Origin of the sequence: Microbacterium sp. 11MF, from assembly GCF_000383475.1 — a bacterium.
Classification (GTDB): domain Bacteria; phylum Actinomycetota; class Actinomycetes; order Actinomycetales; family Microbacteriaceae; genus Microbacterium; species Microbacterium aquilitoris.
The window spans coordinates 244,560-268,288 of the sequence record NZ_KB911461.1 but is presented as its reverse complement, the minus strand read 5'-3'; the positions used below and the strand labels follow the sequence as shown (position 1 = coordinate 268,288).

The 23,729-nt window shown below is 71.3% G+C and carries 18 protein-coding genes; 9 read left to right on the top strand and 9 right to left on the bottom strand.

The annotated features are described in order from the left end of the window. Positions 1-22: 22 nt before the first annotated feature. Complete coding sequence (locus tag H286_RS0113335; RefSeq protein WP_020098562.1) at positions 23-1,813, bottom strand: alpha/beta fold hydrolase; 1,791 nt, start codon at positions 1,811-1,813, stop codon at positions 23-25. Positions 1,814-1,860: 47 nt separating this feature from the next. Here H286_RS0113335 and H286_RS0113330 point away from each other — a divergent pair, with 47 nt between their 5' ends. Genes H286_RS0113330 through araA form a run of 4 tightly spaced genes read left to right on the top strand, consistent with a single transcriptional unit; the run spans position 1,861 to position 6,843 of the window. Further along, complete coding sequence (locus H286_RS0113330) at positions 1,861-2,934, top strand: substrate-binding domain-containing protein (protein ID WP_231370970.1); 1,074 nt, start codon at positions 1,861-1,863, stop codon at positions 2,932-2,934. A gap of 44 nt (positions 2,935-2,978) precedes the next feature. Beyond that, positions 2,979-3,689, top strand: coding sequence for an L-ribulose-5-phosphate 4-epimerase (locus H286_RS0113325; protein ID WP_020098560.1), 711 nt, complete (start codon positions 2,979-2,981; stop codon positions 3,687-3,689). Beyond that, the gene (locus H286_RS0113320; protein ID WP_020098559.1) at positions 3,686-5,344 is read left to right on the top strand and encodes a xylulokinase; all 1,659 of its coding nucleotides are present in this window, start codon (positions 3,686-3,688) and stop codon (positions 5,342-5,344) included. The genes H286_RS0113325 and H286_RS0113320 overlap by 4 nt, the downstream gene beginning before the upstream one ends. After that, positions 5,341-6,843 carry an L-arabinose isomerase gene (gene araA, locus H286_RS0113315; RefSeq protein ID WP_020098558.1) on the top strand — a complete coding sequence of 501 codons (1,503 nt, stop codon included), beginning with the start codon at positions 5,341-5,343 and terminating at the stop codon, positions 6,841-6,843. Before H286_RS0113320 ends, araA begins: the two co-directional genes overlap by 4 nt. A gap of 180 nt (positions 6,844-7,023) precedes the next feature. Here the strand turns inward: araA and H286_RS0113310 are convergent, their stop codons facing one another. From H286_RS0113310 to H286_RS0113275, 8 genes are all read right to left on the bottom strand, one after another. Then, the gene (locus tag H286_RS0113310) at positions 7,024-7,575 is read right to left on the bottom strand and encodes a hypothetical protein (protein WP_020098557.1); all 552 of its coding nucleotides are present in this window, start codon (positions 7,573-7,575) and stop codon (positions 7,024-7,026) included. Further along, on the bottom strand, positions 7,575-7,985 hold the full coding sequence (locus H286_RS0113305) for a DUF4383 domain-containing protein (RefSeq protein WP_020098556.1): 411 nt from the start codon (positions 7,983-7,985) through the stop codon (positions 7,575-7,577). The genes H286_RS0113310 and H286_RS0113305 overlap by 1 nt, the downstream gene beginning before the upstream one ends. A 175-nt stretch (positions 7,986-8,160) precedes the next feature. Next, entirely contained in the window at positions 8,161-10,050 is a 1,890-nt protein-coding gene (locus tag H286_RS0113300) for a DUF2264 domain-containing protein (protein ID WP_020098555.1), read from the bottom strand. A gap of 12 nt (positions 10,051-10,062) precedes the next feature. Then, positions 10,063-11,169 carry a glycerate kinase gene (locus tag H286_RS0113295; RefSeq protein WP_020098554.1) on the bottom strand — a complete coding sequence of 369 codons (1,107 nt, stop codon included), beginning with the start codon at positions 11,167-11,169 and terminating at the stop codon, positions 10,063-10,065. Beyond that, positions 11,166-12,209, bottom strand: coding sequence for a LacI family DNA-binding transcriptional regulator (locus H286_RS0113290; protein ID WP_020098553.1), 1,044 nt, complete (start codon positions 12,207-12,209; stop codon positions 11,166-11,168). The genes H286_RS0113295 and H286_RS0113290 overlap by 4 nt, the downstream gene beginning before the upstream one ends. 45 nt (positions 12,210-12,254) lie before the next feature. Continuing rightward, positions 12,255-13,127 carry a sugar phosphate isomerase/epimerase family protein gene (locus H286_RS0113285; protein WP_020098552.1) on the bottom strand — a complete coding sequence of 291 codons (873 nt, stop codon included), beginning with the start codon at positions 13,125-13,127 and terminating at the stop codon, positions 12,255-12,257. After that, positions 13,124-14,326, bottom strand: coding sequence for a dihydrodipicolinate synthase family protein (locus H286_RS0113280; protein ID WP_020098551.1), 1,203 nt, complete (start codon positions 14,324-14,326; stop codon positions 13,124-13,126). The genes H286_RS0113285 and H286_RS0113280 overlap by 4 nt, the downstream gene beginning before the upstream one ends. A gap of 3 nt (positions 14,327-14,329) precedes the next feature. Continuing rightward, positions 14,330-15,457 carry a Gfo/Idh/MocA family protein gene (locus tag H286_RS0113275; protein WP_036324548.1) on the bottom strand — a complete coding sequence of 376 codons (1,128 nt, stop codon included), beginning with the start codon at positions 15,455-15,457 and terminating at the stop codon, positions 14,330-14,332. Positions 15,458-15,865: 408 nt separating this feature from the next. Between H286_RS0113275 and H286_RS0113270 the strand changes: the two genes are divergently transcribed. Genes H286_RS0113270 through H286_RS0113250 form a run of 5 tightly spaced genes read left to right on the top strand, consistent with a single transcriptional unit; the run spans position 15,866 to position 23,728 of the window. Further along, entirely contained in the window at positions 15,866-17,131 is a 1,266-nt protein-coding gene (locus tag H286_RS0113270) for an ABC transporter substrate-binding protein (protein WP_020098549.1), read from the top strand. A gap of 21 nt (positions 17,132-17,152) precedes the next feature. After that, a complete protein-coding gene (locus tag H286_RS0113265) occupies positions 17,153-18,103 on the top strand; it encodes a carbohydrate ABC transporter permease (RefSeq protein ID WP_020098548.1) in 951 nt (316 codons plus the stop codon). Beyond that, complete coding sequence (locus H286_RS0113260) at positions 18,097-18,990, top strand: carbohydrate ABC transporter permease (protein ID WP_018187503.1); 894 nt, start codon at positions 18,097-18,099, stop codon at positions 18,988-18,990. Before H286_RS0113265 ends, H286_RS0113260 begins: the two co-directional genes overlap by 7 nt. Then, on the top strand, positions 18,990-22,046 hold the full coding sequence (locus H286_RS0113255) for an alpha-mannosidase (protein WP_020098547.1): 3,057 nt from the start codon (positions 18,990-18,992) through the stop codon (positions 22,044-22,046). The genes H286_RS0113260 and H286_RS0113255 overlap by 1 nt, the downstream gene beginning before the upstream one ends. Continuing rightward, complete coding sequence (locus tag H286_RS0113250; RefSeq protein WP_231370969.1) at positions 22,046-23,728, top strand: hypothetical protein; 1,683 nt, start codon at positions 22,046-22,048, stop codon at positions 23,726-23,728. Before H286_RS0113255 ends, H286_RS0113250 begins: the two co-directional genes overlap by 1 nt. Position 23,729 lies beyond the last annotated feature (1 nt).

Genomic DNA, 23,729 nt, shown 5'->3' with positions numbered 1-23,729 from the left:
TGGGCGCACCCAGACCCCCGGCTCACTTCCTCGTGGTCGAGCACTTCTCCGGGCCCGGCTCGCCCGCGAACCGGGCGGTCGTCCACTCGATGAGCTCGTCGAGCAGCGGCGACGGACGCTCGACGACCGCCGCGTGCTCGTAGCCGTCGTAGACGCGGTAGTCGACGACCTGACCAGCCGAGCACATCCGCTGCACGAATGCGGTCTGGGTCGCCACGGGGATGACGCTGTCCGCCCCGCCGTGGGCGAGCAGCACGGGCGCGTTCTGCCGGAGGGGCGCCGCGTTCTCGCGCAGGTGCACGCCGAGGGGACCGGATGCCGGGGGCTCCGAGAACAGCCGCGGATCGCCGCTCATGCCGAGCGAGGCGGCGACCGAGACGACGATCGCGGGATCGGACAGACATCGCTCCGACATCTGCCGGAGGACGGTGTCGGCACCCGGCCTCACGTACTCGTCATAGGACACGTCGTCGTAGATCGACGAGAACGCCGCGAACGCGTACGAGGCGAAGATGCTGCCGCCGGTCACGCTCGAGATGTTCTGCACGAGGGCGGACGGATCACTCGCCGGCGCGAGCGCCGCGACGCCCTGCACGTAGAGCTCGGGCGCGTACTCGCGCGCCATCGAGCCGGCCCAGAGCGCGGCCGCGCCGCCCTGCGAGTGGCCCCAGATGACCGTGCGGGTGCCGAGGTCGGCATCCTGCAGCTCCCGCGCGGCGCGCACCGCGTCGAGCGACGCCGTCGCACTCGGCGGACCGATGAGGTACGGATGCGGCCCCTCGGTGCCGAGGCCGATGTAGTCCGTCGCGACGACCGCCCATCCCTGCCGGATGATCGTCGGCAAAATGTACAGCGCACCCGACCACAGACCGCGCGGCTGCAGCGAGGGGGCGCAGCTCTCCGAGAAGCCCGTCGTCCCGTGGTTCCAGTCGACGATCGGCCACTGCCCGTCGCCCTCCTTCGGCACGACGACGACACCGCTTGCCACGCGCACCTCGCCCGTCGCACCCGTGGTGGTGTAGAGGATCCGCCACGCGTTCGCCGAGACCGGGATGCCGGCGGTGAACGGCTCCGCCCGGATCAGCCGGCCCGGTTGCCCGGGCATGTCACGGGGCGCGGCGTAGAAGTCGTCGACGACGGTCGAGCCTTCACGCAGCGGCACGGTCACGAGCGCGGTCGTCACGGCGAGCGCGACCGACACGAGAGCGGTCACGGTGCGCCCCCACCGGCGCAGCCTGCGGGGCTCGTGGCGGCGCTCGGCGCGGGTGTCGCGGCGACGGCGCAGCCGCATCCAGAGGTCGGTGACCCCGCTCATGATGAGGCGGGCCCCGAACACGACGGCCACGACGAGCAGGGTGATGTCGGGCCAGAACAGCGCGAGGACGCCGAAGATCACGCCCGAGATCGAGAAGGCGGCATCCGCGATGCGGGCATCGAGCATGCGCCCCTTAGCGAACACGGCCACGAGTCCCGCCGCGCCCGCGGCGAACAGGAGGATGCCGACGAGCGTCGCGACGACACGGACCGTCAGGCCGGGGGTGAGGAGCACGATGAGCCCGCCGACCACCCACGCCCCGCCGGTGATCGTCCGCCAGCGGGGGCGCTGGCCCTCGCCGTCGCGGCCGGTCAGATCGAGCACGCCGGTGAGGACCATGCCGCCGCCGATGAGCCAGGCGAGCACGCCGAGGGCCGTGGTCGGGCGGATGACGATGACCACGCCGAGCACGACCGCCGCCACCGCGACGATCACCCGCACCCACTCGGGCAGGCGCGCGTAGAAGCGCCCGAGCGCGAGTCGCTGCAGCAGCCGCATCCGGTTCCCTCCTCCGTCGTCGGCGTGAATCCTCCACCGTAATCCTGGTGGCCGATGAGCTCCCGCTGCTCGACATCGGGCGACTCGGCGTGCAAGGGGCCGCCGCGGGCAGGGCTACAGTGAGCGCCATGGGACGGGCCGGGACGATGCGCGCGAGCGTCCGCGACGTCGCCGCCCGCGCCGGAGTCTCGACGCAGACCGTCTCGCGCGTCATCAACGACAGCCCGAACCTGCGCCCCGAGACGCGCGCCCGCGTCGAAGCGGCCATCGCGGAACTCGGCTACCGCGTCAACAACGCCGCACGATCCCTGGGCACCTCGACGACCCGCACCGTCGGGGTCGTCGCCTCCGACGCCACCCTCTGGGGCCCCGGCGCGGGCATCGCCGCGCTCGACGCGGCGGCGCGGGCGGCGGACCGCTGGTTGGCGACGACCTACGCGGATGCCGCGGACCCGGCATCCGTCACCGATGCCGCCCAGCGGCTGCTCGCCCAGGGCGTCGATGCGCTGATCGTCGTCGCCCCGCACACCGCCACGCTCCCCGCCCTGCGACAGGTCGCCGGCGACACCCCGCTCGCCGCGCTGCACACCGGTGAGGGCGCCGCCCGGCAGCGCGCCGGCGCGGCGCTCGCTGTCGACCACCTCGTCACGCTCGGCCATCGGCGCATCGCGCGACTCGCGGGACCCGCCGACTGGCTCGAAGCCACGGCCCGCGACGAGGGCGTCGATGGCGCGCTGGATGCCGCCGGCATCCGTCCCGCGGCGATCTGGCACGGCGACTGGAGCGCGGCGGCGGGAGCCTCGATCGCGCGCGAGGTGGCCGTCGCGGTGCGCGGAGCGGACGGGCCGACGGCGGTCGCGGCGGCCAACGACCAGATGGCGCTCGGCCTCATCGCCGGCCTCGTCGCCGAGGGCCTGCGGGTTCCCGAGGACGTCTCGGTCACGGGTTTCGACGACAACGCGGATGCCGCCTTCTACACGCCCGCGCTCACCACGGTGCGCGTCGACACGGCCGGTGAGGCGCAGCGCGTGGTCGCCGAGGCGCTCGGCCTGCCCGCGCGCGGCGACGTCGCGGAGCCGGTGCTCATCGCTCGCGCATCGAGCGCCGCGCCGCCCGACTGAGCCGGCTCTGGCGCGAGCAAGATGTTACCGGTAACATCAACCGCATGACCGATCTCGATGAGGCGATCGCGGCCGTCCGCGCGGACGTCTCCGCCCTGCATGCCGAACTCGTCCGCTACGGCCTCGTCGTCTGGACCGGGGGCAACGTCTCGGGACGCGTGCGCGTTGGTGAAGACCGCAGTACCGACCTCTTCGTCATCAAGCCGTCCGGCGTCTCGTACGACGACCTCGCGCCCGAGAACATGATCCTCTGCGACCTCGACGGCACCGTCGTGCCCGGCACCCCGGGCAGCGACCGCTCGCCCTCGAGCGACACCGCCGCGCACGCCTACGTGTACCGGAACATGCCGGACGTCGGCGGCGTCGTCCACACGCACTCCCCGTACGCCGTGGCCTGGGCCGCGCGCGGCGAGGAGATCCCCTGCGTCATCACCGGCATGGCCGACGAGTTCGGCGGCCCGATCCCGGTCGGGCCGTTCGCGATCATCGGCGACGACTCGATCGGCCGCGGCATCGTCGAGACGCTGACCGGCCACCGCTCGCGCGCCGTGCTCATGCAGAACCACGGACCGTTCACGATCGGCGTCAGCGCGAAGGATGCCGTGAAGGCCGCCGTGATGTGCGAGGACGCCGCGCGCACCGTGCACTTCGCGCGGCAGGGGGGCGAGCTGATCCCGATCCCGCAGGAGAAGATCGACGCCCTCTACAACCGGTACCAGAACGTGTACGGCCAAAGCACGGACGCCCGCCGATGAGCGTCATCTTCTCCGGCGGCGCAGCGTTGGGCATCGAGCTCGGCTCGACCCGCATCAAGGCCTGCCTCGTCGACGCGAGCAACCCGACCACCGTGCTGGCCGTCGGCAGCCACGAGTGGGAGAACGCCCTCGTGGACGGCGTGTGGACCTACTCCGAGGACGCGATCTGGTCGGGCCTGCAGGCGGCATACGCCGCCCTCGTCGCCGACGTCCGCCGACAGGGCGCCGAACTCACGGAGCTCGCCGGCATCGGCGTCTCCGCGATGATGCACGGCTACCTCGCCTTCGACGCCGAGGGGAACCTCCTCGTGCCGTTCCGCACCTGGCGCAACACGTCCACCGGTGCCGCCGCGGCCGAGCTGACCCACCTGCTGGACGTCAACATCCCGCTCCGCTGGTCGATCGCCCACCTGCACCAGGCCGTCCTCGACGACGAGGCGCACCTCGCCTCGCTCGCGAAGATCAACACCCTCGCCGGCTGGGTCCACGAGAAGCTCACCGGACGCTTCGCGCTCGGCGTCGGCGACGCATCGGGCATGTTCCCCATCGGCTCCGACGGCGGTTACGACCGCGATCGCGTCGCGGCGTACGACGCGCACGCCGCGAGTTTCCTCGCCGGCCGCAGCCTGACGGACCTCCTCCCCGAGGTCCTTCCCGCGGGGGCGGATGCCGGGACTCTCACCGCCGCCGGCGCCGCCCTCCTCGACCCGACCGGCACGCTCCGCCCGGGCGCCGTGGCGGCCCCCGCAGAGGGCGACGCCGGCACCGGCATGGTCGCCACGAACGCGGTCTCGCCGCGCACGGGCAACGTCAGCGCCGGCACGAGCATCTTCGCGATGGTGGTCCTCGAGCGTCCATTGGAGCGCGTCCACACCGAGATCGACCTCGTCACGACGCCCGCCGGTGACCCGGTCGCGATGGTGCACTGCAACAACGGAGCGAGCGAGCTGGCGTCGTTCGCGTCGCTGTTCGCGCGGTTCGCCGCGGCATCCGGTCAGTCGATGACGACGGACGCCGTCTACGAGACGCTCCTGCGCGAAGCGCTCGAGGGCGCTGCGGATGCCGGTGGGGTCCTCGCGTACAACCACTTGAGCGGCGAGCCGATCGCCGGTCTCGACGAGGGCCGGCCGCTCGTGGTGCGCACCCCCGACGCGGACTTCTCGCTCGCGAACGTCATGCGCGCACAGGTCTACGGTGTCTTCGCGACGCTCGCGATCGGGATGCAGACCCTTGCCGAGGAGGGCGTCGCGCTCGACGCGATGTTCGCGCACGGCGGCGTGTTCCGCACCGCCGGGGTCGCACAGCGCTTCCTCGCCGGGGCCCTGGATGCCCCCGTCACGGTGGGCGACACCGCAGCCGAGGGCGGCGCGTGGGGCATGGCCGTCCTGGCCGCGTTCGCGGTCGCGCCGCGCGGGGCAGGAACGGTGCTCCCGACTCGGGACGCCGCGCCAGCGCACGCCGTCGATCTGTCGTCCTACCTCGCCGACCAGGTCTTCGCGGGGGCGGCCTCCGTCACGGCCGACCCCGACCCGGCCGACGTCGCCGGGTTCGCCGACTACCTCGCGCGCTACCGCGACGGCCTGGCCGTCGAGAGCGCCGCCATCACCGCTCTGCCGCTGCGCGGCATCCGCTCATCGAACGAAGGAACAGCATGACCCTCTCCACCAGCCTCGAGCAGTACACCGTCTGGTTCGTCACCGGCAGCCAGAACCTCTACGGCGAGGAGACGCTGCGGCAGGTCGCCGAGCAGTCGCAGGCCGTCGCGGAGGGCCTCGCGGGCCTTCCGGTGAAGGTCGAGTGGAAGCCTGTCCTGAAGGACTCGGACTCGATCAAGCGGCTCGCCCTCGACGCCAACGCCGACGACTCGGTGATCGGCGTCATCGCGTGGATGCACACCTTCAGCCCCGCGAAAATGTGGATCACGGGTCTCGACGCGCTCCGCAAGCCCCTCCTGCACCTGCACACGCAGGCCAACGTCGAGCTGCCGTGGAACGACATCGACTTCGACTTCATGAACCTCAACCAGGCCGCCCACGGCGACCGCGAGTTCGGGTACATCCAGACGCGCCTGGGCGTCGCGCGCAAGACCGTCGTCGGACATGTCTCGAACCCCGTCGTCCTGCAGCAGATCGAGGACTGGGAGCGCGCCGCCGCGGGCTGGCAGGCCGTCAAGACCCTCAAGCTCGCCCGCTTCGGCGACAACATGCGCTACGTCGCGGTCACCGAGGGCGACAAGACCGAAGCCGAGCTGCAGTTCGGCGTGCAGGTCAACACGTGGGGCGTGAACGAGTTGGCGGATGCCGTGGCCCAGGCATCCGAGGCGCAGATCGACGCGCTCGTCGAGGAGTACGTCGCCTCGTACGACGTGGCGCCCGAGCTGCTGCCGGGCGCCGAGCGGCACCAGTCGCTGCGCGACGGCGCGGCGATCGAGATCGGGCTGCGGTCGTTCCTCGAGGCCGGCGGCTTCGGGGCGTTCACGACGTCGTTCGAGGACCTCGGCGCGCTCACGCAGCTGCCCGGCCTCGCCGTGCAGCGCCTCATGGCCGAGGGCTACGGCTTCGGCGCCGAGGGCGACTGGAAGACGGCGATCCTCGTGCGCGTCGCGAACGTCATGGGCTCGGGGCTCCCCGGTGGGGCGAGCCTCATGGAGGACTACACCTACGACCTGGTTCCCGGCAACGAGCGGATCCTCGGCGCCCACATGCTCGAGGTGTCGCCGACCCTGACGACGTCCAAGCCGCGCCTCGAGGTGCACGAGCTCGGGATCGGCGGCAAGGCCGACCCCGTGCGCCTGGTCTTCACGGCCGATGCGGGCCCCGCGCTCGTCGTCGCGATGAGCGACATGCGCGACCGGTTCCGCCTCGTCGCGAACGTCGTCGAGAACGTCGACGCCCCCGACCTGCCTAAGCTGCCGGTGGGTCGCGCGGTCTGGAAGCCGTCGCCGGACTTCGCGACCTCGGCATCCTGCTGGCTCGCTGCGGGCGCCGCGCACCACACCGTCATGACGACGGCCGTGGGCATCGAGGTGTTCCGCGACTTCGCCGACATCGCCGGCACCGAGCTGCTCGTCATCGACGAGGACACGACGGTGCGCGGCTTCCAGAAGGAACTCCGCTGGAACCAGGCCTACTACCGCCTCGCGCGCGGCCTGTAAGACGCACACGAGAACGCCCCGGTGCCGATGTGGCGCCGGGGCGTTTCGTGTGTGCGCGGCCTACCGGGGCTCGGATTCGGATGTTGCGCTCGGATTCGGACCGGTTTCCCCGTTCTCATCCGAATCCGGCGAAGATCTCCGAATCCGTCGCCCGGACGGGCAACGGGATGCCGGACGGACTCAGTGCCCGCCGTGCCCGCCGTGGCCCGTCATGAAGACCTCGTTGACCGAGGCGCCGGGAGCGTCGCTGCCGATCGGGGTCGCGGCAAGGGCCGGTGTCACGACACCGGCGAGCAGGAAGGCGCCGGCGATGAGACCGCCGATGCTCGTCCGCGCCGCGGCCCGCGCGGTGGGCCGACTCGGTCGTCCCCGGTCGGCGCGACGCAGCGCGACCGCCGACACGACGCCGACGGCGAGTGACAGAACCGCGGCGACCACCACGGGGTAGATGCTCACCTGCGCCGGCCCGACGAGCATGAGCGCGAACAGCAGGACGATCCCGACCAGCGAGACGGCCACCCCGGAGCGGGGCGTCGCAAGCCGGCCCTTGGCCAGCGTCACCATCCCCCACGCGAGGGTCGCCGCGCCGACGGTGGCGAGCAGGATGCCGATGCCACGGTCGGCGGCATCGGCACCCTTCACGATCGCGCCCGCACTCAGACCGAGCTGGACCAGCCCTGCTCCCCACGCGGCGAGCGCGGGCCAGGAGCGGACGAGGGCGGACGGCGACATCAGACGGCCGCGCGGGTGGGGACCTGCTTGTCGGCGGCGATGCCGACGCCGAGCAGGACGATCGCGCTCGCGAGGTGCAGGAAGTGGTCGGCCGTGTTCAGCGCGAGGATGTTCGCTGCGCTGCCGACGAGGAAGAAGCCCACGATGCCGAGCAGCAGGTACGCGGCTCCGACGACGAGGTTGACGCCCTTGGCGGCGCGGACGTTCGACAGGCCGCCGATCAGCAGCGCCGCACCGATCAGGAGGTGCGCGACGTTGTGCAGCGGGTTGACCATGAAGATGCCGAGCAGGAGGCCACCCTTGTCAGCAAGGAAGCCGACGCCCGCCGTCACGGTGAATCCGAGCAGTCCGACGAGGATGTAGACGGCGCCGAAAATGACGGCGACGAGGCGGTTGGGTGAGCTGGTCATGTGATTGTCCCTCCATTGGTGCGACGGATGCCGCAGGTTGCGCTTTCAGGTGCTACACAGCATTCGGTGCGGGGCCGGGAACGGATTGCACTCGGCCCGTTGTCGAAACTGTATGGACCGGGCGACCCCGCAACGCAGGCCTTGTGGGCCGCTGGCACCCACTGCTATGCGAGCGCTATGCCGACAGCAGGGGTGTCCGCGACCGGTGTCCATCCGGCCAGATGATCGACACTGCGTCCGACTCGACCTCGACGACCGCATCGTTCCGCACCGGCGCGCCGGAGCCGCGCAGATCCAGCACCACGATCGCCTCGTCACACGAACCGAGGTCGACCACCGGGACGACGGCGCGGTCGCCGAGGGGACTGGCCCCGTCCCAGCGCAGCACACCGGCGACTCCGCCGGTGAGTGAGCGGATGCCGCTGGTCACCCCGCCCGACGATGCCTCCGCCGCCGCACCGTTCACGCGCGATGTCGGATCGTCGCCGGCGACGGCCCACCCCCCGACGCGCAGACGCAGCGCGCCTTCCGCGCGATCCTCGACGCGCACGACCCGCACCTCGATGCTGCCGCGGACGAACGAATCGACCCGGATGCGGCCGGCGCGACTCGCGACGCCGGTGAGCCCCGACCCGTGCACGTGCGTCGTGGGGGCCGGCTCGACCCAGTGGGCGTCCCACACCGCCGAGACGGACCCGACCCCGTCGTCGACACGCGTCCCGAGCAGCCGCATCCCGCTGCGGTGGGTGCGGCGACCGTCGGCATCCGTCATCGTCACCGACTGTTCGAGCGGATCGCGCCACGCCTGCGCGTCCAGGAGGGGCGCGGTCGCGGTCGAGTACCCGATGCGGGCGTACAGCGGCGAGTCCGTCGACACCGCGCCCGCGCGGGAGTGGTCCGTGCCGTGGTTGACGACGCGGACGATGCCGTCGGCGGCGGTGCCCGACACGATCCAGCCCGGCGAGGTCACGGCGCGGAGGACGTCGCCCGTCTCGACGGGGAGCGGCTCGGCGGGCGTCGTCCAGACGGGATGATCCGCGGGCAGCAGGACGCCGAGGAGCCCCTTCACCGCCCAGTAGGGCGACCCGGGTCCGGAGTAGGACTGCGCCAGGGCGCGCCACTCGCCGTGCCACCCCATCGTCAGGATGCCGTCGGCGTCCGGAGCGCCCCTTTCGGCGAAGTGGCGGACGATGAGCTCCGCCGCATGGCGCAGTCGACCGGGCGAGCGCGAGGGCACCTCGGCGATGACGCCGACCCAGAACACGGCCGCAGCCGCGAACCGGTAGATGAGGCTCCTGCCTTGTATCAGGGGCGACCCGTCGCCGCCCACGAGCGCGAGCGCATCGTCGAGGAAGCGATCCAGCCGGGCGACGTCACCCGCCGTCCGTCCGCCGGCGAGCTCCGCGGCCCCCGTCATCCGGGACCAGAGGACGGGGTACACGTGCAGCGCCCAGCCCACGTAGTGGTCGTAGGAGCGCTCGTCGCCGTCCGACAGCCAACCGTCCTCCCGCACGAACGAATCGTGGCAGGCGAGGTCGGCCGCGATGTCGTCCGGCGACCACGGCCCGCCGACCGAGCGCAGGAACGTCTCGACGACGATGCGGAACCATACCCAGTTCGTCCGCGGATACGTGTCGTCCCCCACGACGGGAGCGAACCACTCGATCGCGCGCCGCCGGGTGACGGCGTCGAGGGTGTCCCACACCCAGGGCCGCGTGAGGTCGAGGACGAGGGCGATGGATGCCGCTTCGACCTTCGCCTGCCCGTGCTCGTCCGGCCGCACCCACCGGTCGGGCGCTCCGGGATCGACCCCGGTGGCGACACCGCGGCGCACGAACGCGATCAGGTCGTCGACACCGACGCCGCGCTCCCCCGCGATCCGGAAGCCCGCCAGCAGCAGCGTACGCGCGAAGCCCTCGAGTCCGTCGACGTCACGGCCGTACCCGCCCTCGACTCCTGGGAAGAGGATGCGACCGCCACCGGGCGTCGCGTACCGTCGCGCGGCGTCGAGAAGGGCGTCGGCATGCGCGGCCCACTCCGCGCGCGACCACTCCCCGGCGAGCATCGGATGCCCCGGTCAGCCTCGTCGGCTCGCGAGCGTCCGCCCGGCATCCCGCAGCCAGCGTTCCGGGTCGGCCATCGACGCCGCGGCGCTCCCGGCCAGCTCGGTGGTCGAGACAGCGTGCGCGAACCCCGACGTGTCGGCATCCGCACCGAACCGTCCGGCGACGACCGCGACCGGCACCGCCCGCGACGTCGCGAGCTCGTGGACGAACGCGGGCACCTTGCCCGCCGCGGACTGACCGTCGAACGAGCCTTCACCCGTGACGACGAGGGATGCCGCGGCCACCGCGCCGGCGAGGTCGACGAGCTCGGCGACCCGCTCCGCGCCGGGGACGAGATCCGCGCCCCAGGCGGCGAGGGCGAAGCCCGTGCCGCCCGCGGCGCCCGCACCGGGCAGCAACGGGTCGGCGCCCGGAGCGTGACGGGCGATGCACGCCGCGAAGCGCTCGAGCACCCCGTCGACGACCGTGACGTCGGCGGGGGTGAGCCCCTTCTGCGGCCCGAACACGGCCGCAGCACCCGACGGCCCCGTCAACGGGTTCGTGACGTCGCTGAGGACCGTCACCCCGCCCGCGGGCATCGGACGAACGTGCGTGAGGTCGATGGCCGAGACGGCCGCGAGTCCGCGCGCCCCGGCGGGCACGTCCCGCCCGTCGGCGTCGACCATGCGCGCGCCCAGGGCACGCAGCATCCCGCTGCCGCCGTCGGTCGACGCCGACGACCCGATCCCGAGGACGAGTCGGGTGACCCCGGCGTCGAGGGCGGCGGCGATCGCCTGCCCGAAACCGGTGGTGTCGGCATCCCACGGCAGCCGGTCGTCGCCGAGCAGTTCGATCCCGCTCGTCGAGGCGAGTTCGACGACGCCTGTGCCGTCCGGCAGCAGGAGCCATGAGGAGTCGACGGCGGTGCCGCGGGGCCCCCGAACCCGTACCGGGCGTCGCTCGGCGCCGGGGACGGCGGCGGCGAACGCGTCGAGGGTTCCCTCTCCCCCGTCCGCCATCGGACGCAGCACGAGCTCTGCCGCGGGGTCCACCTCGCGCCACCCGGCGGCGAAGGCGGCCGCGGCGGCGGCAGCCGGGAGGGAGCCCTTGAAGCTGTCCAGCGCGACGACGACGCTCATGCGCGCGGAGGGGTGCTCTCGCGCAGCAGCACCTCGAGTCGCAGGTCATCCGGGTGCGGCTCCCACTCGGCATCCGTCGCCGCGCGGAACGCCTGGTAGCCGACCTCTTCGAGCGGCACGCGGACGGTCGTGAGGGCCGGGGTCACGTCGCGGCCCGTGGGGATGTCGTCGAAGCCGGCGAGGGCGATGTCCCCGCCCGCCGTGCGCCCGGCGGCGCGCATCGCCGTCAGCGCCCCGATGGCGACGACGTCGCTGATGCCGAAGACGACCGTCCCGGGCTCGATGCCGTCCGCGAGGGCGCGCGTCATGGCCTCGTAGCCCGCTTCGCGCGTGAACCCGCCGCGGTAGACACGGGGCGCGGATCCGCCCGCAGCGGTGAAACCGGCGGTGAACCCGTCGAGTCGGGTGTCGCTCGTGGCGGTCCCCTCCTCGGCGGCGAGCACGACGGCCTGCCGGTATCCGCGCTCGACGAGTGCTCGGCCGAGGGCTTCGGCGCCGCTGCGGTTGTCGAGGACGAGGGAGCGCACATCGCCGGCGCCCTTGCCGAGGGCGACGACCTGACCGCCCATCCCGCTCAAGAGCTCCAGCTCGCGCGTCAGTTCGGCCGACGGTCCCGCCGTGGTCCGCGACGCCGCGAGGATCAGCCCGCGCGGGCGTTGTCCGCGCAGGGCCCGGACGAGCCTGACCTCCCGCTCCGGATCGCGCTCCGTGATCGCCACCGTCACGACGAGCCCGGCCTCATCGGCACCGCGGGCGACGCCTGAGGCGATGAGCCCGAAGTAGGGGTCGGCGATGTCGGCCACGAGCAAGGCGATGATCGCCGACGTTCCCCGCGCGGTCGCCTGGGCCGACAGGTTCGCGCTGTATCCGAGCCGCGCGGCGGCCTCTTCGACCCGCTCCCGGTAGGAGTCGGCGACCTTGCGGGTCGAGCCGTTGAGGGCGCGCGAGGCGGTGGCGAGCGAAACGCCCGCCGCGCGGGCGACGTCGTCGAGCGTGACCGCGCCGGACGGCGCGACTCGACGCAGGGTGCGGTCGGTCATGGTGCGCAGTCTACGGGCGGCGGTTCAGGCAGCACGGGACGCGCGTCATCGACCGGCGAGAGAAGGCGAGACGGATGCCGCGAACCCCGCCGCGGTCCGGCGCACCACCTCGAGCGGGTCGGTCGCCCAGATGTCGGCGTTGAAGATCTCGACCTCGATGTCGCGGTCGTATCCCGTCGCCTCGACGGCGCTCGTCAGTCCGGCCAGGTCGATGACGCCGTCGCCCGGGTAGTGACGACTGAGGAGGACGTCTGCGGGGAGCGGAGTCTTCCAATCGCACACCTGGTACGTCGCGATGCGACCCTCCCGGCCGGCGCGCGCGATCGAGTCGAGCACCGCGGGGTCCCAGAAGATGTGGAAGGTGTCGACGGCCGCACCGACGACATCCGCATCGAAGTCCGCCGCGATGTCGAGGGCCTGACCGAGGGTCGAGACGACGCAGCGGTCGGTCGCGTACATCGGATGCAGCGGCTCGATGGCCAGCGTCACTCCCGCCGCCTTCGCGTGCGGAGCGAGCTCGCCGATCGCGTCGCGCACCCGCTCGCGGGCGCCGATCAGATCGCGGGATCCCTCAAGCAGCCCGCCGGCGACGAGCACGAGCACGGCGGTCGACCCCGGCGCGCCGGCGGCGGCGAGCGTCGCCGCCTCGTCGATGGCGACGAGATTGTCGTCGATCGACGCGCGCCGTGCGGGGCCTTCGGGCATCGTGAAGAAGCCCGACCGGCAGTGGGTCGAGAACCGCAGCCCCGAGTCGGTCAGCATCGACGCGGCCGTCGCGAGACCGACCTCCTGCACCGGTTCGCGCCAGAGCCCGATGGACTGCACACCGGCCTCGACGGTCACGCGGAGCGCGGTGGCGAGGTCGGCGTACTTGATGGTGCCCTGGTTGATCGACAGGCGCGGGTCGACGGCGCTCACGCGTCGAGGCCGTTCAGTCGCAGCATCCCGTTCCACCGCTCCGCGGCGAGCTCGGGACGTTCGAACGCCTTCGCGTCGTTCGCGAGCTCGACGATCCGCGAGAGGTGCGGAAGGCTGCGCGCGGAGTGCAGACCGCCGACCATCTGGAACGCGGGCTGGTGTCCGTTGAGCCAGGCGAGGAAGGCGACGCCCGTCTTGTAATAGAACGTGGGCGCGGCGAACACCTGGCGCGACAGCGCCTCGGTCGGGGCGAGCACCTCGAGGTAGCGCGCCGGGTCGCCCGCATCGAGCGCCTGGATCGCCGCGGAGGCGACCGGCGTCAGGGCGGCGAAGGCACCGAGCAGCGCGTCGGAGTGCTGACGAGCGGATGCCGGGTCCCGCGTCGGCTGCGGGGCGTCAGGCACGTCCGCACCGCCGATGAGGCCGACGTAGTTGAAGTCGTCGCCCGTGAACATGCGCACCGACTCGGGCAGGCGCTCGCGCACGGAGACCTCGGAGGCCGCGTCGAGCAGGCTCATCTTGACGCCCGCCACCTTGTCGACGTTCGCCTCGATGACCTCGAGCAGCACGGCGGATGCCGTCTGCCAGTCGGTCGCCCCGAAGTACCCCGCGAGCTGCGGGTCGAAGGCGGTGCCGAGCCAGTGCAGCACGACCGGTGCCGTGGCCCGCGACAGCACGGCGTCGTAGACGCGGCGGTAGTCCGCCGCGCTCTCGGCGACCCGTGCCAGGTGACGGGAGGCCATGAGGACCGGACCCGCACCCTGCTCCTCGGTGAAGTGGAGCTGCTCGAGGTAGGCCGAGACGACCTCGTCGAGCGTGATCCGCTCCTCATCGATGTGATCGGTGTTCACGCCGACGGCGACGGAACCGTCCTCTTCACGGGCGACCTCGGCGGAGCGCGAGATCAGCTCGCGGGTGGCCGCGGCATCCAGTCCCATGTTCCGCTGCGCGGTGTCCATGGCGTCGGCGACGCCGAGACCCCACGAGTACACGTTGCGACGGAAGTCGAGGGTCGCGTCCCAGTCGATGTCGGCCGGTTGACCCGGGGTGTTGTCGGCGTGCGTCTTCGGCACGACGTGCGCCGCCGCGTACGCGACACGGCTGCGGAGCGGTCCGTCGGGCCGGGTGTAGCCGGAGGTGTCGACGAGGGGGACGCGCCGGAGTGCGCCGTCCCCCGAGAGCAGGGTGAGGTCGGTCATCGATCAGTCCAGCGACAGCGCGTCGAGCTCGATCTTGCGACCCTCGCGGCTGGAGCGGAGCCCGGCCTCGGCGAGCTGCACGCCGCGCGCACCGGCGAGGAGGTCGAACTCGTAGTCGGTTCCCTCGACGTACGAGACGAGGAACTCCTCCCACTGCTGACGGAAGCCGTTCATGAAGACGTCGTTGACGGGGATGTTCTGCCAGTCGGCGTCGTAGTCGTGGGTGTCTTCGAGGTCGGGGTTCCACACCGGCTTGGGCGTTGCGTTGCGCGGCTGGATCTTCGCGCCGAACAGGCCGACGACGGCCGAGCCGTGCGTGCCGTCGACGTGGAACTCGACGAGCTCGTCGCGATTCACGCGGACCGTCCAGGAAGAGTTGATCTGGGCGACGACGCCGCCCTCGAGCTCGAACACGCCGTAGGCGGCGTCCTCGGCGGTCGCGGTGTAGTGCTCGCCCTTCTCGTCCCAGCGGTCGGCGATGTGGACGGCCGCCTGCGCGTAGACCGTGTTGACGCCGCCGAAGAGGTTCTCGAGCACGTAGTTCCAGTGCGGGAACATGTCGACGATGATGCCGCCGCCGTCTTCGGCGCGGTAGTTCCAGGAGGGGCGCTGCGCGGGCTGCCAGTCGCCTTCGAAGACCCAGTAGCCGAACTCGCCGCGCACCGACAGGATGCGGCCGAAGAAGCCCGAGTCGATGAGGCGCTTGAGCTTCTGGAGGCCGGGGAGGTACAGCTTGTCGTGGACGACACCGGTCTTGACGCCGGCCTCGGCGGCGAGCTTCGCGAGCTCGAGCGCCTCTTCGAGCGACTCGGCGGTCGGCTTCTCGGTGTAGATCGTCTTGCCGGCGGCGATGGCCTTTCGAAGGGCGGTGGCACGCGCCTTCGTGACGAGGAAGTCCGCGTAGATCTCCCAGCGCGGGTCTGCCAGAGCGGCATCCAGATCGGTCGTGTAGTCCTCGATGCCGTGCTTCGCGGCGAGCTCGGCGAGCTTCGCCTCGCTGCGGCCGACGAGGAGCGGCTTGACGGTGACCTTCGACCCGTCGGGCAGCTCGATGCCGCCCTGCTCGCGGATCGCGAGGATGGAGCGCACGAGGTGCTGGCGGTAGCCCATACGGCCCGAGACGCCGTTCATGATGATGCCGATCTCGCGGACGGCGGGGGCGGCGGGAGCAGCCGCCGGGGCGGGTGCGGTGATGGTCGTCTCTGACACGGTGAGGTCCTTGTCTGCTTCTCTGCGTGCGGCGTCGGGGCTGCCCCGAACGCCGCGGAGGCGAATGGGTAAGCGCTTTCCACTCAGTGTGACATCGGCGATCCGATTGCGCAACAGCCGCGTCGGTCGCGCGAACGTCGAAGCCCGGGTGATCATGGAAGTGGCGCTTGTCGCAAAGACGTTACATATCCGACACAGGTAAGCGCTTGCCGTCCCGAGCGTCCCCGGTTACCTTATGAGCACCCCTTGTCATGACATGCCGACAAATGCCGACATACCCGCTCATGACTCACCTCGCGCTCACCGAAGAGCGCACGCGAAGGAGAAGCAGTGAAGAGTTCCCGCACCATCCGATCCGCCACCATCATCGCCGCGGCTGTGGGAGCCCTCGTGCTCGCCGGCTGCTCGTCTTCGGGGGGCGGCGGGGGCGACGACGTCACCCTCGAGTTCGTCCAGTCCGGTGACGCCGCTCAGGGTGGCGGTTACGCCGCGCTCGCCAAGAAGTACGAGAAGGAGACCGGCGTCAAGGTCAAGGTCGTCGAGGTCCCGAGCGACGACCTCCGCACCCGCCTCCGCACCGCCTCGCAGGCCAATGACCTTCCCGCCCTTGCTGCGGCACCCGACGCCGACCCGGCCTGGACCGACCGCATGCTCGACCTCACCGACATCTCCAAGGACGCCAAGGTGCTCCCGGCTCTTCAGGTTGAGGACCCCGAGGACGGCAAGGTCAAGGCGCTCCCGACGACCCTGACCGGTGTCGGCATGTTCCTCAACAAGACCCTCTGGGACGAAGCGGGTGTCGAGTACCCGACCTCACTCGACCAGGAGTGGACCTGGGACGAGTACGTCCAGAAGGCCACCGAGGTCGTCGACAAGACGGATGCCGAGTTCGGCGCCGTCATGGACAGCTCCGCCCACCGCCTCCGCGCCTTCATGTTCGAGTTCGGCAGCCAGGGTGTCACCGAGCAGTCCGACGGCACCTGGGCGCTCGACGCCGAGGGCGAGAAGGCGCTCGAGTACTTCAAGAAGCTGAACGACGACGGGTTCATGCCGAAGGCCGTGTGGGCCGCCGGTGACGACCCCAGCGCAACCTTCAAGAGCGGCCGCGTGGCCGGCTACATGTCGGGCGTCTGGCAGATCGCCGACTTCCAGGCCAACATCAAGGACTTCGACTGGGTCTCGGTGCCGCTGCCGCAGCAGCCGGTCCGCTCCACCAACTACGGTGCTGCGTCCTGGATCGTCGCCTACGACGGCACGGGCGTCGAGAAGGAGACCCTCGACTTCGTGAAGTGGATGTATCAGCCGGAGAACTACAAGGAGTACTGCGAGATCTCGGGCTGCCTGCCCGCGATCGACGGCGTCGACATCACGTACAAGGACGACGCGTACGCGTTCGACCTCTACAACGGCGAGATCGCCGAGTCCCCCGAGATCGCTGCGCGCCAGACCGTCGACGGCCTGAAGAACAGCTACACCGGGCTCGCCATCGACAGCGAGCCGCTGAAGGACGAGACGATCAAGTACCTCAACGGCGAGCAGTCGCTCGAGCAGACCGTGAAGAACATCGACACGGTCTCCACCGAACAGATGAAGTAACCCGCAGGGAACCGCACACGCATGACTGCAACCATCACGCCGGACGCCTCCGCCCCCACGGCGGGGGCGCCCGGCGCGCCCTCCCCCCGCCGCAAGCGCGCCTTCGGCCGGTACCGGATGGCGCCGTTCCTGTTCACCGTCGTCACGGCCGCCCTGTTCGCCCTGTTCTTCCTGTGGCCGGGCGTCCTCGGACTGTCGTACTCGCTGACGGACTTCCGCGGCTGGGGCGACGCCGAGTTCGTCGGACTCGACAACTACAGCAAGCTCCTCAGCGACCCGAGCTTCTACTCGGCCCTCGGCCGCACGTTCGTCTTCGCACTGCTCTCGGTGCCCCTCAGCTACGCGCTCTCGCTCGGCATGGCCGTCGCGATCAACGCCGCGCACGCCCGCGGCAAGACCGCTGCGCGCATCATCTTCTTCCTCCCGTGGCTCGTCTCGCCGATCGTGACCGGTGTCATCTGGCGCTGGATGTTCGGCGAGAGCTTCGGCTTCGTCAACTTCGTGATCAGCATGCTGGGCGGCGAGCGTGTGCCGTGGTCCTCGAACGCGGACCTCTCGCTGCTCGTCGTGATCCTGGCATCCTCGTGGGCCGGTGCGGCCTTCAACATGCTGCTGTTCGTCGCCGCCCTCAACAACGTCCCGAAGTCGTACTACGAGGCGGCCGAGCTCGACGGCGCCAACGGCTGGCAGCGCTTCCGCAGCATCACGCTGCCCTCCATCGCCCCGACGTCCGTCCTAGTGATCCTGCTGTCCACGCTCGGGCACATGAAGGAGTTCGCACTGGTCCAGTCGCTCAACGGCGGCGGTCCCGGAACGCAGAACCGACTGATCGTCCAGTACATCTACGAGACCGGCTTCAAGCAGTCCGAGATCGGCTACGCCAGCGCGGCGTCGATGGTCCTCCTGGTGATCCTCATGGTCATCGCGATCATCCAGCTGCGCATCAGCCGGAGGAGCAACAACTCATGGTGACCACCTACGCCATCACCGTCCCCGACGAGAAGAAGCGCGAGAGCTTCGAGCGTCGCCGCCGGTCGAAGAACCTCCGCCGCCGCGCCGTCGTGCCGACCACCATGCTGTGGGTCCTGGCGCTGTTGATGCTGTTCCCGCTCGCGTGGTTCCTGCTCTCGTCGTTCAAGCCGGGCAGCGAGCTGTTCAGCTACCCGCTGTCGTTCTTCCCCAAGGAGTGGACGCTCGGCGGCTACGAGGCGGCGCTCGAGCGCATCGACTTCGCCCGCTACTTCCTGAACACGGCGATCGTGGCGACGGTGTCGACCGTCCTGACGGTCTTCCTCTGCGCGACGACGGGCTACGCGCTCGCGAAGTACAAGAACCCGTGGCTGAGCGTCCTGGGACTCTTCATCCTCTCGATGACGATGCTGCCGGGCGAGGTCATCCTCAACCCCATGTTCGTCGTCATCCGCGACCTCGGGCTCTACAACCAGCTCGCCGGTGTGATCATCCCCTCGATCGTCACCCCGACCGGCGTCTTCATGTTCCGCCAGTTCTTCATCACGATCCCGGACGAGCTCATGCAGGCCGCGCGCATCGACGGTGCGAGCGAATACGGCATCTTCTTCCGGATCATGCTGCCGCTGGCCCGGCCCATCGCGCTGACGCTGGCGATCATGTCCTTCCAGTGGCGCTGGAACGACTACATCTTCCCGCTCATCATCCTCGGCGACCCCGAGCAGTTCACCCTGCAGATCGCGCTGCGGGCCCTGGTCGGCGCCGAGAACATCGAGTGGACGATCCTCCTGGCGGCATCAGTGCTGTCGATGATCCCCCTGGTCGCGCTGTACCTCGTGTTCCAGAAGTACGTGACCTCGTCGAACATCAACGCAGGACTCAAGGACTGATGCATTCACGGGACCACCTCGTCCTGGAACGCGTCGACCGCTTCGTCGGGGAGTACCTCGACCGGGCCGTCGTCGCCGACCGAGCTCCGCTCCACGTGTCCGCCTGGCAGGTCCCCGACAAGGGCGACCTGCCGGGCGAACCGGTGTCGGTGGAGCGGATGCGGCAGGATGCCGCGTTCGCCCCCGTCGAGGGCGGTCACCGCTGGGGCCGCGCCTGGGGCACGACGTGGTTCACCGTCGAGGGCGAGGTGCCGCGGTCTTGGGCCGAGCGCGACGGCCGCATCGAGTTGTCGCTCGACCTCGGCTTCTCGCAGGCCAAACCCGGCTTCCAGTGCGAGGGACTCGTGCGGACGCCGGAGGGCGTCGTGGTGAAGGGCCTCGAGCCGCGGAACCATCACGTCCCCGTGTCGAACGGCCCCGGTGAGCGCGTGTCGTTCACGGTCGAGGCCGCCGCGAATCCCGACCTGTCGGGGGGCGACGACTTCAAGAGCCCCCTCGCCTTCTCGCCCACTCCGCTCGGCGACCCGGCCACGGCCGGCGCCGAGCCCCTCTACCGCCTCGGACGGATGGAGCTGCACCTCGTCGACGAGAACGTCGAGCGCCTCCGCCGCGAGGTCATCGTGCTCGTCGGCCTCGCCCGCGAGCTGGTCGACTCCGATCCGCGTCGCGCGCGCATCCTCGACGGACTCGAGCGCGCGCTGTACGCGATCGACCCCGACGCGCCCGCCGAGGGTGCGGCGGCGGCCCGCGGCATCCTCGCTCCCCTCCTCGCGGCACCGGCCGCGGCATCCGCTCACCGCATCACCGCGACGGGGCACGCCCACATCGACTCTGCGTGGCTGTGGCCGAGCCGCGAGACGGTGCGGAAGGTCACGCGCACGTACGCGAACGTGCTCGATCTCATGGAAGCCGATCCCGATGCCGTCTTCGTCAGCTCGTCGGCGCAGCACTTCGAGTGGGTGCGCCGCAGCGATCCCGAGCTCTTCGCGCGGATCAAGGAACGCGTCGCCGAGGGACGTTTCCTCCCCGTCGGCAACATGTGGGTCGAATCCGACGTCAACATGCCCTCGGGCGAATCGCTGGCCCGTCAGCTACTGGCGGGCACGCGCTTCTTCGAGGAGCACTTCGGAGCGCGCAGCGACGTCGGGTGGCTGCCCGACTCGTTCGGGTTCCCCGCCGGACTCCCCCAGCTGCTGCGCGGCGCGGGACTGGAGTGGTTCTTCACGCAGAAGATGTGCTGGAACGACGTCGACACGATGCCGCACCACTCCTTCGTCTGGGAGGGACTCGACGGGTCGCGGATCTTCACGCACTTCCCGCCGAACAACACCTACAGCGGCGACATGCGGCCGACCGAGCTCGCCCGCAGTGTCCGCAACTTCGCCGACCACGCGGCCAGCACCCGCTCGCTCATGCCGTTCGGCTTCGGCGACGGCGGCGGCGGACCGACACGCGAGATGATGGCCGACGCCCGCCTGCAGGCCGACCTCGAGGGCTCCCCCACGGTCGCCTTCGGCACGCCGCGCGAGTTCTTCCTCGAGGCGGCCGCCGAACCGACCGACCCGCCGGTCTGGTCCGGCGAGATGTACCTGCAGTTCCACCGCGGCATCTTCACGTCGCAGATGCGCACCAAGCGCGGCAACCGTCGCAACGAGGCCCTGCTCGTCGAGGCGGAGCACTGGAGCGCCGCGGCCACGGTACGCCGCGGCATCCCCTATCCGGCGGCCGAGCTCGACGAGCTCTGGCGCGAGGTGCTGCTGCTTCAGTTCCACGACATCCTCCCCGGCAGCGCGATCGCGTGGGTGCACCGCGAGGCGGAGCGCTCGCACGCCGAGACGACCGACCGGCTCGAGCGGATCATCGCGGATGCCGTCGCCGCCCTCGTCGGCGAGGGTTCGCAGCCCATGGCGCTCAACCCGGGCACGGCACCCGTCGCCGCGATCGCCGCGGGCGGCGCGGGACCCGCGCCGGCGCCGGTGCCGGTCACGGCCGAGAACGTCGACGGCGGATTCCGCCTGTGCTCCGACCAGATCGACGTGCGCGTCGGACCCGACGGCACCCTCCGGAGCGTGGTCGAGCTCGCCACCGGGCGTGACCTCATCCCCGCCGGTCACCGCGGCGGACTGCTGCAGCTGCACGTCGATGCACCGTCGAAGTGGGACGCGTGGGAGCTCGACGCCTCGTACCGCCTCGCCACGACAGACGTCGACGGCGGCACGGCCGAGCTGGTCGACGGCGTCGTGCACGTCGTGCACCCGCTGCCGAACGGCACCGCCGAGCAATGGATCGACATCCACCCCGAGGGCGGCGGCGTCCGCATCCGCACCCGCGTCGACTGGCACGAGCGGCACCGTCTGCTCAAGCTCGCCTTCCCCGTCGCGGTGCACGCGCAGGACGCGGCCTACGAGACGCAGTTCGGTCACGTGCGTCGCCCGCTGCACACGAACACGTCGTGGGATGCCGCCCGCTACGAGGTCTGCGCGCACAGGTGGGTGCACGTCGGCGAGCCGGGCACCGGTGCGGCGATCGTCAACGACGGCATGTACGGCCACGATGCGACGCGCACGAGCGACGAGGACGGGACGGTCACGACCGTGCGGCAGTCGCTGCTGCGCGCGCCGACGTTCCCCGACCCCGACGCGGATCAGGGCGTGCACGAGTTCACGTCGCTCTTCGCGCCGGCCGAGACGACGACGGATGCCGCTCGCTGGGGTGCGATCGTCGGTTCGCCGCTGCGCGAGGTCACGGGCGCAGCGCCGGTCGCACCGCTCGTGACGAGCTCGACCGACGGCATCGTCGTCTCGGCGGTCAAGCTCGCGGCGGACGGCAGCGGCGACCTCATCGTCCGCGCCTTCGAGCAGCGCGGCGCCCGCACCGGCGGCACGCTGCACCTCGACGTCCCCGCCTCATCGCTCGAGGTCTGCGACCTCGTCGAGACCGTCGGCCGCGGCCGCGCCGACGCCGCGCGGACCGACGACCGCACCGTCGCGCTCGACTTGCGCGCGTTCGAGGTCGTCACCCTGCGCATCGCCCTGCACGAACCGGAGCAGTCATGATGATCGACACCGATACCTTCATCGCCGACGTGATCGCCGCGGCGGATGCCGAGGCCACCGCGCTCCTGCAGGCGTCGACCGATGTGTCGCTCGCCCCGCTCGGTCCGCACCGCGAGTCGATGCGGCGCGCCAAACTGCTGGTCGCGGTCTTCCTCGAGCCGGGGTCCGCGTTCGCCGGCGACCCGGCGGCGGTCGCCCTCGCCGAGAAGTATGCGGGGATCCTGCACGACCTGCAGTCGCCGACGGGGCTCTTCCTCGGCGGCGACAACGTCGAGTCGCCGCCCGACACCGGATTCACGATCAACGACGTCGGCGACATCCTCGAGCTCGCGCGCCGCTCGGGCGACGCCCGGCTCGACCGGGTCGCCGAGGTGCTGGGAGGCATCGCCGATCGCGCCGCCCCGGCGCTGCTCGCGGGTGGCGTGCACACGCCGAACCATCGCTGGGAGCTGAGCGCCGCGCTCACCCGGCTGCATCGACACCGCCCCGACCCGCGGCTCGAGGCGCGGGCGCGCGAGTGGCTCGCCGAGGGCATCGACATCGACGCCGACGGCCTGTACTCCGAGCGCAGCGCCAACTACGCCGTCTACGTCTCGAATCCCTCCCTTCTGGTCATCGGCGACGTCCTCGGCCTGCCCGAGCTCCACGACGTCGTGGCACGGAACCTCGAGGCGACCCTGGGACTCATCCACCCCGACGGCTCCGTCGAGACCGTGCACTCCCGCAGGCAGGATCAGCGCGAGACCAGGTTCCCCCTCGCGCCGTTCACCCTCCACTACCGCCGCATCGCACTCGAGACGGGACGGGGTGACTTCGCGTGGGCGGCGCGGGTCGCGGCATCCGCCCCCGTCATCGATCCGCAGACGGCCCTCGCCGACATGATCCTGCACCCGGCGCTGCGCGAGCCGCTGCCCGCGGGCACGGCGCCGGCTGACCGGGCGCGACTCGTGTGGCCGGTCTCGGGGCTCGTCGTCGACCGAACGCCCGACCGTTCGCTGGTGGTCTTCGGCGGGTCGGACTACACCGTCGCCCGCCGCATCCGCTCGGGCCTCGCGAGCAACCCGACGTTCCTGCGCCTGTTCGCCGGCGACGCCGTCCTCGACTCGGTGCGACTCTCGCGGCACTTCTTCGGTCTCGGCCCGCTCCGCGCCGATGAGATGACCGTCGAGGACGACCGCATCGTGCTCGAGGAGCGGCTCTCCCCCGCGTACTTCGGGCCGCTGGACACCACGCTCCGCCGCCCGGGCGGCGACTACCGCGTCGTCGACGAGGGTCGCTTCTCGGCCGCGATGTCGTTCGACGAGCGTCCGCGCGACGAGGTTCCGCTCCGTACCCGCATCGACGTCGTGCCCGTCGAGGACGGCGTTCAGCTGACGGTCGAGACCGAGGGTCCGATCTGTGCGTGGAGCCTCGAGTTCGCCTTCCGCGCGGGCGGCGCGTTTGAGGGGGTCGACGTGCGGGCCGACGGCACGGCCGTGCTCACCGACGGGACCGCGCGGTACGCCGTCGGCGACGACATCCTCGAGATCGGCCCCGGGACGGGCTCGTCCGCACCGGCCGCGTACCTTCCCGGTGAGGACTACGACTACCTGGGCGGCACCGACGCCCTGGGTGGTCCGCGGCTCTACGTGACCGGGACGACACCCGGGCGGGCGACGTTCACCGCCCGTCGCGTGCGCTGAC